Raw genomic sequence first — 7,885 nt, forward strand, 5'->3', positions numbered from 1 at the left:
ACGTTGGAAGCCTGAACTTGAGCGGTGCCCGCCTGCAAGAGGTCCACGGAGATCTTGTAGTTGCCCTCATTGGTCACCGTCCCCCTTGCGTACACCTTGGTGGTGGACTTGTCGGTGGACGTTATTGCAGAAGCAGAGCCGTCAAGGAGTTTTTTGGTGTTGAAGGTGGTGGTGTCGGAAATCCTGTCGAGCTCCTCGGTGAGCTGGTCAATTTCCGACTGGATCGCCTGGCGGTCGTTGGCCGTTAGAGTGTCGTTGGCTGCCTGGACGGACAGCTCCCTCATCCTCTGGAGGATGGACTGGGTCTCGTTCAAGGCGCCCTCAGCAGTCTGAATAAGCGAAATGCCGTCCTGAGAGTTGCTTATCGCCTTGTCCAGGCCTGCAGTCTGGGCTCTCATCTTCTCCGATATCGCCAACCCCGCCGCGTCGTCAGCGGCGCTGTTGATGCGAAGGCCTGTGGAGAGCCTGGTGAGCGACCTGGAGAGACCGTGCTCATTGGTCCTCAAGCTGTTCTGGGTTACCATAGAGTTGATGTTGTGATAAATACGCATGCTACTCAAACCTCCCTGTTCTTTTGAATTTCCATCCATGGAATTTTTTGTCCCCTCAGGGACCGATGACAAAAGCTGCCGGCTTGCTTTTGTCCCTCTATTGAAAAGATAAGAGAAATACGTTTGCCAAACAACAAAAGAAGGAAATTTTTCTAACAGCTCATCAAAATAGGCGAAGACATCTTCTCCATAGCCATACTGGCTTAGCTGAGAAGATTCTTCAATAGAGCTTATAGGTACTATTCCTTCAACTGGTTGTTGGCTCCCCATCTTTTTTGTCTTCCCCTCTTTTAGCGCGGCTGGGGCGTTTCTTCAAAAGGGACTCCAAAACGTCCAAATCCTTCACCGCCGTGGAAGCAGCAGCCTTGTTTGCGTCGGTAACTTCCAGCAGGATCTCTTTTCTCCAGATGTTGATCGACCTTGGGGCCTTTATTCCCAGACGTACGAAATTATTGTTTGCCTCTATGACGGTTATCTCTATCCCACCTGCCACATCTATGACTATGCTTTCGTCCTTGCGTCTCGTCAAAACCAGCATTATTCTTCACCGCCCTGTTGCCCCTCAGGCTGCAGGGAAGCTTCGATCCTGGCGCGCTCTTCTTCCGAGAGAAGAGGCGTGTGTACGCTGTAGCGTTCGTCCAGCAGGACAACCTGCTCCCCAAGACGCAAGGTGGGGTTGAGCACCAAAGGCGCGAGTAAATTGGCCGTACCTCTCCAGGGTTTCTCCCGGGGGAGGTTCAATATAACCATTAATACTGCATCTCTTATGTCCTTAAGCTGAAGCCTTTCCAGGTTTTCAATGGGAATATGAGGGGAATAGTTTGGGTCAACTACCTCAGGAGGCGCTACAGGGAGACATATATGGCCGCAGTCCACACATATCAACCACTTGATGGTTTCCTCGTCGTTTCCTGCGAAAACCCATCTTTTGGCTCCGGGAAATCCAGGCAGCCCATTAGGGAAGGTTATTATAGCCTCTTCATCTACTTCAATTTCTCCCATGATGACAGTCTTCAACTTTATGCCCATGCAGCCTGTGCCTCCTCTGATTTTGTATCCAGTCGCAGAATATGCCATTATTCTACCATTTTTTTGGTAAAATCATATTCTAAAAGAATAAGATACAAGAATCGTCTTTATCTTTAAAACGGAGGGGCTGCCTTGAAAAGAGCATCTTTGCGCGTCTTTCTTGCTACACTATTCATTATTACTGCTTCCTGTGCAGCTTTTGCAGCTTCTACAACAGTGGAGGAGCTGTTGGATGACCGCACTGCCTTTCGGTGGGGCAAGGGCTTTTTAGCATGGGTAGTGCACTACCCTGACTACATGGTTGAACCCTGGGTTATGGAAGTGACTGGCGGGAACGGAGATCCGACGGGGAAGATAGCCGAGGACTTCAGAAAGACCCTCAGGATGGACACTTCGACGCCTGTTTTGCTCAGTGTATACGTTTACGGCGCCAAGGGCCTAAGTTTTGCCCCTCTTTCCAAGTCATTTTTCCTGGAAAAAGAGGACGGGACGCGTTTTCCTCCGGCGTCATACGATAAGGTGTTTGATTCTCCCATCTCAGATCTGGTCCAGGGGCTGGTGTTCTTTCCAAAAGTGGATGGGCAGTTCAAGTTGGTCTTAAAGAGAAAAAATATGCCTGAGTTGGTCTTTGAGTTTCCTGACGACATGAAGACCCGCCTTCGGGAGGAAATAGCGGAGGAATTAAAGAGAAAGCAAACAGCAAACCTCATGACCGAGGAACAAAAGGCGCGCATTTCCTTGGAGGATGCGAAAAAGGCTGCAGTGGAAGAGGCAAAAAAAGAATGGATAGCAGAGAGGGAAAAGCTTGAAAAAATGCTGGAGGAAGTGACATCTCAAAGGGATATGCTGCGAAAAAGGTTGGATGACCTCATGTTTGCTTTGGCAGAAGAGAAAAAGCAAGGAGAAGATAAAGATGCAAAGCCTTCTCCGGTTTCTGCGAAAGCCACATTGCCTGAAAACGAGAAAAAACAGCCTGTAGGCTACGAGAGGGAAAAGCTCCTGGATAAATTCCTCAAGGCCTGGCAAGCTGGAGACCTGCAGGAAATGTACTCCCTGCTCTCCGATAATTTTAAGATGCAGCTCGGCTCTGCTGAAGAGCTGGGGAAATTTTTGGAGAACAAATTTTTGCCCACGAAGTTTCCTTTAAAATATGAGATCAAAAGGCAGGACGACCCTGACGAGGTGGTCCTTGCATATGCTCCTAAGATACTGTTTGTACGGACCTTAAGGTCCGTGAGGCTCAAAATGGAAAAGGTATCTTCCGGCTGGCTGATTGGAGCTTTGAAGTAGTTTTTTCCTCATACATGCTAGGGTTCAGTAATGCGGCAGGTAAACCGAAAACATATATAGAAGACGGCTTGGAGCGTGGGGACATACGACATGAACGGCAACTTTTCTTCAGGAATAGGAATTAGCGTAAAAAGCCCTGCAAACGACTCTTCCCTGCCTATGAGCAAGAAAATAAAAGGCAGGGATAGCGGTGCTGGTTTTCCTTTTGAGGAGAAGCTTGTAAAGGCAGAATCAAAGGTGCTCCTGGAGAAACTGGATAATGCAGCAGATAAGCTGTTCAGGTTCCCATCTCAAAGGGTGCTGGACGAATACAGGAGCATTGTAAGGGAGCTCTTGGAACAGGCGCAGGGGATGCTTGCCATAAGGCAGGAGTTCTCCATGGCTTCCGGTGCGGCCTTTAAGTTGATAACCAGGGTTCAGGAAGGGCTCTCGCAGCTTGAAAGGGTCTTATCCAGGGAGGGCAAGAGGACAAAGATAATGAAGTTGACAGATGAGATTAAGGGATGCTTGGTGTCCCTTTTGGTTTAATGGATAAACATTGACGGGGGGAAGTGGAAGGTATGCTAAGAGCGCTTTGGTCGTCGGCAACAGGAATGAAGGCTCAGCAGACTAACCTGGACGTTGTGGCCAACAACCTTGCCAACGTTAACACCGCAGGCTTCAAAAAGCAGAGGGCCGATTTTGAGGACCTCCTATATCAGGTGGACAGGGAGCCTGGAGCGCCAGTGGAGCCCGGCTCTACGGTACCTACAGGCGTTCAGGTAGGGCTTGGCAGCAGGGTTGTAGGTACACCCAGAATGATGAGCCAGGGCACTGTCCAAGTGACGGAAAATCCTTTGGACCTAATGATCTCAGGAGATGGTTTCTTCCAGGTTACCATGCCGGATGGTTCAATAGCTTACACCAGAAATGGGGCCTTCAAGGTCGATGGTGATGGGCAAATAGTGACGACCGACGGTTACCTTTTGGAACCAGCCATCGTTATTCCAGATGATGCGGAAGAGATAATGATAAGTGAAACCGGCGTAGTTTCTGTCAAGGTACAGGGTGACCCTCAGGGGCAGGAAATAGGCCAGATAGAGTTGGCGCGGTTCATAAATCCGGCAGGCCTTTTGGCAAAGGGGAACAGCTTATTCGTGGAGACGGACGCCAGCGGTGCGCCGATAGTCGCTGTTCCTGGCGAGGAGGGCCTGGGCTCCATAGTCCAAGGGGCGCTGGAGATGAGCAACGTCCAGGTCGTTGATGAGATGGTGAGCATGATAGAGGCCCAAAGGGCCTATGAGGCCAGTTCAAAGGCCATACAGACGGCTGATGACCTTTTAGCTATAGCTAATTCCATGAAGAAAGGCTAATAAAGATCAGGGGTGATTCCTTGTGAGTTTTGATGCTAACGGTAAAGTAACTGAAGCTAGTTCTGCAGAAAGGGAACAAAAGCATAAAATTATAGTATTTGAGCTTGGAGACCAGACTTTTGCTGTGGAAGTTGACCTGGTTAGGGAAATATTGAGGTTCCAGGAGATAAGGCCCGTGCCTCACACACCTCCTTCATTTTTGGGAGTATGCACCATACGGGGAGAGATTATTCCGGTAATTGATCTGGCGGTCTTTTTGAGAATTTCTTCCGATGTCGAACTGAAAGATAAAAAATTGATAATTCTTGAGTTGAAAGAGGAAGGAAATATAAAGGTGGCCGTAGCTGTTGACTCTGTGAGGAGAATTTACGAAATATCAGAGAAGCAGATGGACTTCACCTTGAGAGAATCATTTTTGGGCGAACATCTCACGTGTGTAATTAAGCAGGAGGGAGAAAACGTCCTCTTGCCGAATTTTGAGAAGATAATAAGGGCCTTTAAGCTAGAGAACCTTAAATTGAGCAAGAAGGCCTTTGAGGAAGCAGACCTCGAAACTTTCGCAAATGAAGAAAGTGAGGCAGAAAAATAGCGGAGGGCCTGAAAAAGCGGCCCTCCACTCTTTGTTAGTCTTGGCTCTCAGGGTATATGAACTTATCTATCTTCCCGCCTGGGGGCACCATTGGGAAGACCTTTTCCTGGGTAGGCACCATGCATTCCACTAGCGCCGGGCCGTTGGTGTTGAAGGCATCTTTGAAGGTCATTTCAAGGTCGCTGTTGTCCTTTACCACCCACGATGAAAAGCCCATCACTCGTGCCACTTCTGCTATGGAGCACGCTTGAGGCACACAGGTGCTGGCGTACCTTTCTTCCCAGAAGAGCTCCTGCCACTGGCGCACCATGCCCAGGCTGCAGTTATTGAGGACTATGAGGCGCACCGGCAAGTTATACCTGGCGCAGGTTTCAAGCTCCTGCATGTTCATGAAGAAGCTCCCATCTCCAGAAATACACGTAACCTGGCTTTTTTGGGCGAATGCTGTGCCTATGGCTGCCGGAAGGCCAAATCCCATGGTCCCTAAGCCTCCGGATGTAATGAACGTCCTGGGCTTTACGGCTTTCCAGTGGAGGGCTGCCCACATCTGGTGCTGGCCTACTTCCGTTATTAAGTATTCCTCAGGAGCCATCAGTTTCCTGAGTATCTTTATGGCTTCCCTGGGATCTACGCCGCCTTTTGCCACAGGTTCGGGAGGAAAGTCTTTCTTGATGTTTTCTATGTACTCAACCCATTTTTCTTTTGGGCTTTTGTTTTTCCCTTCTACGGCCTCGGAAAGGGCCTTTAATGCCAGCTCGGCATGGCACCTTACGGCAATGTAAGGTTTTACATTTTTCCCAAGCTCTGCAGCGTCGATGTCTATATGCACCATTTTGGCCTTTGATGCGAATGTCTTTCTGTCACCTGTGGTCCTGTCGCTGAATCGTGTTCCAACCGCTATGACCAGATCTGCCTCCGTGAGAGCCACATTTGCCTGGGGAGTTCCGTGCATTCCGGCCATTCCCAGGGCCAGCGGGTCAGTTTCGGGGAAGGCCCCTTTGCCCATCAAAGTGGTGGTAACGGGGCAGTGGGCCTTCTTCGCCAGCTCTATTAGCCTTGCAGATGCTGGAAGGTTGTTGCATCCTCCACCTGCAAGGATCACTGGTCTTTCGGACTTTTCCAGCAAGGACGCTGCCTCATCAAGCCCCTTCGTTTCCGCGGGCATGCTCGGGTCATACCCTGGAAATTTTACGGTCTCTGGATAATTGAAATCGCCCAATGCCTTCTGTACGTTAACCGGAATATCCACGAGAACAGGGCCTGTGCGCCTTGTGGATGCTATGATGAAAGCAGACCTTAAGGCTTGAGGCAGTTCCTCTACGGATCTCACCAGGAAGCTGTGCTTTACAAGGGGCAAAGAACAGCCATAAATGTCTGCTTCCTGGAAGCCGTCGGTTCCTATGGCACTTGTGGCTACCTGGCCGGTTATAACCACCAGCGGTACAGAATCCATGTGGGCGTTAGCCAGGCCCGTCATTATATTAGTTGCACCGGGCCCTGATGTGGCTATGCATACTCCAACCTTCCCATTTGTGCGGGCGTAGCCATCGGCAGCATGGCATGCGGCCTGCTCATGTCTGGTCAATATCACCTTGAATGGCGCATCGTAAAGGGCATCGTAAAGAGGAATTACAGCTCCTCCAGGTATGCCGAATACATACTCTACTCCTTCAGCTTCCAGGGCTTTTGTGATCATCTGGGCTCCGGTCATTTTCATAATAAATCTCTCCCTTCCTATGGCTGGATCTCCTTGGCGATCCAGTCTCCTACTGTTTCAGTTGATGCTTGACCCCCGAATTCCCAAGGCAGTTTTTCTTTGGAGGCTCCTTCAAGATAGCTTCTTACAGCCTTTTCTACCGCTTTTGATGCCTCTTCTTCACCCAGGTGTTGTAGCATCAATCCCGCTGAGAGGATGGCTGCTACGGGGTTTGCCTTGCCCGTTCCTGCAATGTCCGGTGCGGAACCGTGGACGGGCTCAAACATGGAAAGGCCGTCACCGATGTTGGCTCCAGCAGCTACCCCTAATCCTCCAGCTATGCCGGCCAAAAGGTCGCTTACGATGTCGCCGAACATGTTGGGGGTGAGTATCACTCCCCACTTCGACGGGTCCCGGACCAGGTGGTAGCACAGGGCATCCACGTTTGCCACCTGTAGCTTCATCCCGTGTTTTTCGGCTTCGTCCTTTGATACATCCTCCCAGAACCCGTATATCCACGAGAGGGCGTTGGACTTGGATGCCAAGGTTATTGTATCTTCGCCTCTGGCTCTTGCTGTTTTGCAGGCATATGCGGTTATCCTGCGAACGGCACCTTCTGTAGCTACGCCTACCTGGGCTGCTGCAGAGTATGATGGTGTAAGCTCCAACTTAAGGTGACCTGTCATGTTGTAACTATTTCTTTCAAGGTTCAGGTTACATTCTCCCTGACCCTCATTCCACCTTCCCCCAAGGCCTATGTAGAAGTCTTCTGTGTTTTCTCTGACTACCACTATGTCTACGGCATCGGCTTTCACCGGCAGCGGCACCTGTGGAAAACTTTTTGCGGGCCTGAGGTTGACGTACTGATCAAAATGAAACCGCAGCTTAAGGAGTATTCCCTGTTCCAGGATGCCTGGCTTCACGGAAGGGTCGCCTATGGCTCCCAAAAGAAGGGCATGGTGCTTTTCTATTACGTTCAAAGCTTCATCTGGCAGCACTTCGCCAGTTTCAAGGTAATGTCTGGCTCCGTATGGCAAGTCAGTCCACTCCACGGTGAAGCCGAACATTTCAGCCGCCTTTTCAGTTACCTTGATAGCTTCATTTATTACTTCAGGGCCGATGCCGTCGCCCTTTATGCACGCTATCTTGTAATGTCTTGTTCCCTTTTCGGTCATTTGGCAATGTCCTCCCTTTTGAGTCTCTCTCTGACCCAGTTCACCAGTCCTCCCTTTTCCATCAGGTCCTGAAGGAAATCAGGAAGAGGAGGGACGTTCCAGCTTTGCCCGGTGGAAAGATTCTTTATCTTTCCCTTTGACAGGTCGACCTCTAGCTCGTCGCCTTGTTTTATGGCCCCTGCAGCTTCAGGGCATTCTAGTAT

General features: G+C 50.0%; 8 protein-coding genes and 2 pseudogenes. 4 read left to right on the plus strand and 6 right to left on the minus strand.

All coding sequences use genetic code 11. The annotated features are described in order from the left end of the window. From H0Z23_RS08190 to H0Z23_RS08200, 3 genes and pseudogenes are all read right to left on the minus strand, one after another. Positions 1 to 551, minus strand: a pseudogene (locus tag H0Z23_RS08190) (flagellin); the annotation flags it as partial. A 247-nt stretch (positions 552 to 798) separates the two neighbouring features. Then, on the minus strand, positions 799 to 1,089 hold the full coding sequence (locus H0Z23_RS08195; RefSeq protein WP_296868957.1) for a carbon storage regulator: 291 nt from the start codon (positions 1,087 to 1,089) through the stop codon (positions 799 to 801). Further along, a complete protein-coding gene (locus H0Z23_RS08200; RefSeq protein ID WP_296868958.1) occupies positions 1,089 to 1,580 on the minus strand; it encodes a flagellar assembly protein FliW in 492 nt (163 codons plus the stop codon). Before H0Z23_RS08200 ends, H0Z23_RS08195 begins: the two co-directional genes overlap by 1 nt. A gap of 132 nt (positions 1,581 to 1,712) precedes the next feature. Between H0Z23_RS08200 and H0Z23_RS08205 the strand changes: the two genes are divergently transcribed. The 4 genes from H0Z23_RS08205 to H0Z23_RS08220 all read left to right on the plus strand — a co-directional run bounded on the left by H0Z23_RS08205 (position 1,713) and on the right by H0Z23_RS08220 (position 4,811). Next, positions 1,713 to 2,870, plus strand: coding sequence for a hypothetical protein (locus tag H0Z23_RS08205; protein ID WP_296868959.1), 1,158 nt, complete (start codon positions 1,713 to 1,715; stop codon positions 2,868 to 2,870). A 90-nt stretch (positions 2,871 to 2,960) separates the two neighbouring features. Further along, positions 2,961 to 3,398, plus strand: a complete 438-nt coding sequence (locus tag H0Z23_RS08210; RefSeq protein ID WP_296868960.1) for a DUF327 family protein — start codon at positions 2,961 to 2,963, stop codon at positions 3,396 to 3,398. Between the two features lie 32 nt (positions 3,399 to 3,430). After that, a complete protein-coding gene (gene flgG / locus H0Z23_RS08215; RefSeq protein WP_296868961.1) occupies positions 3,431 to 4,222 on the plus strand; it encodes a flagellar basal-body rod protein FlgG in 792 nt (263 codons plus the stop codon). A gap of 22 nt (positions 4,223 to 4,244) precedes the next feature. Continuing rightward, a complete protein-coding gene (locus H0Z23_RS08220; protein ID WP_296868962.1) occupies positions 4,245 to 4,811 on the plus strand; it encodes a chemotaxis protein CheW in 567 nt (188 codons plus the stop codon). A 34-nt stretch (positions 4,812 to 4,845) separates the two neighbouring features. Here the strand turns inward: H0Z23_RS08220 and ilvB are convergent, their stop codons facing one another. The 3 genes and pseudogenes from ilvB to leuD form a co-directional block, all read right to left on the minus strand. Beyond that, positions 4,846 to 6,528: a biosynthetic-type acetolactate synthase large subunit gene (gene ilvB / locus H0Z23_RS08225; RefSeq protein WP_296868963.1), complete on the minus strand. Its 1,683-nt coding sequence runs from the start codon at positions 6,526 to 6,528 to the stop codon at positions 4,846 to 4,848. A gap of 17 nt (positions 6,529 to 6,545) precedes the next feature. Beyond that, on the minus strand, positions 6,546 to 7,682 hold the full coding sequence (locus H0Z23_RS08230; protein ID WP_296868964.1) for an isocitrate/isopropylmalate family dehydrogenase: 1,137 nt from the start codon (positions 7,680 to 7,682) through the stop codon (positions 6,546 to 6,548). After that, a pseudogene (gene leuD, locus H0Z23_RS08235) lies at positions 7,679 to 7,885 on the minus strand (3-isopropylmalate dehydratase small subunit); the annotation flags it as partial. The gene H0Z23_RS08230 and the pseudogene leuD, both read right to left, overlap by 4 nt.

Source organism: Thermovirga sp. (genome assembly GCF_017656375.1).
In the GTDB taxonomy this organism is placed as follows: Bacteria; Synergistota; Synergistia; order Synergistales; family Thermovirgaceae; genus Thermovirga.

Bases quoted from the DNA above. Each gene is read 5' to 3' on its own strand.
- H0Z23_RS08195 (WP_296868957.1), bottom strand. From the start codon at position 1,089: ATGCTGGTTTTGACGAGACGCAAGGACGAAAGCATAGTCATAGATGTG.
- H0Z23_RS08200 (WP_296868958.1), bottom strand. From the start codon at position 1,580: ATGGGCATAAAGTTGAAGACTGTCATCATGGGAGAAATTGAAGTAGAT.
- H0Z23_RS08210 (WP_296868960.1), top strand. From the start codon at position 2,961: ATGAACGGCAACTTTTCTTCAGGAATAGGAATTAGCGTAAAAAGCCCT.
- flgG (WP_296868961.1), top strand. From the start codon at position 3,431: ATGCTAAGAGCGCTTTGGTCGTCGGCAACAGGAATGAAGGCTCAGCAG.
- ilvB (WP_296868963.1), bottom strand. From the start codon at position 6,528: ATGAAAATGACCGGAGCCCAGATGATCACAAAAGCCCTGGAAGCTGAA.
- H0Z23_RS08230 (WP_296868964.1), bottom strand. From the start codon at position 7,682: ATGACCGAAAAGGGAACAAGACATTACAAGATAGCGTGCATAAAGGGC.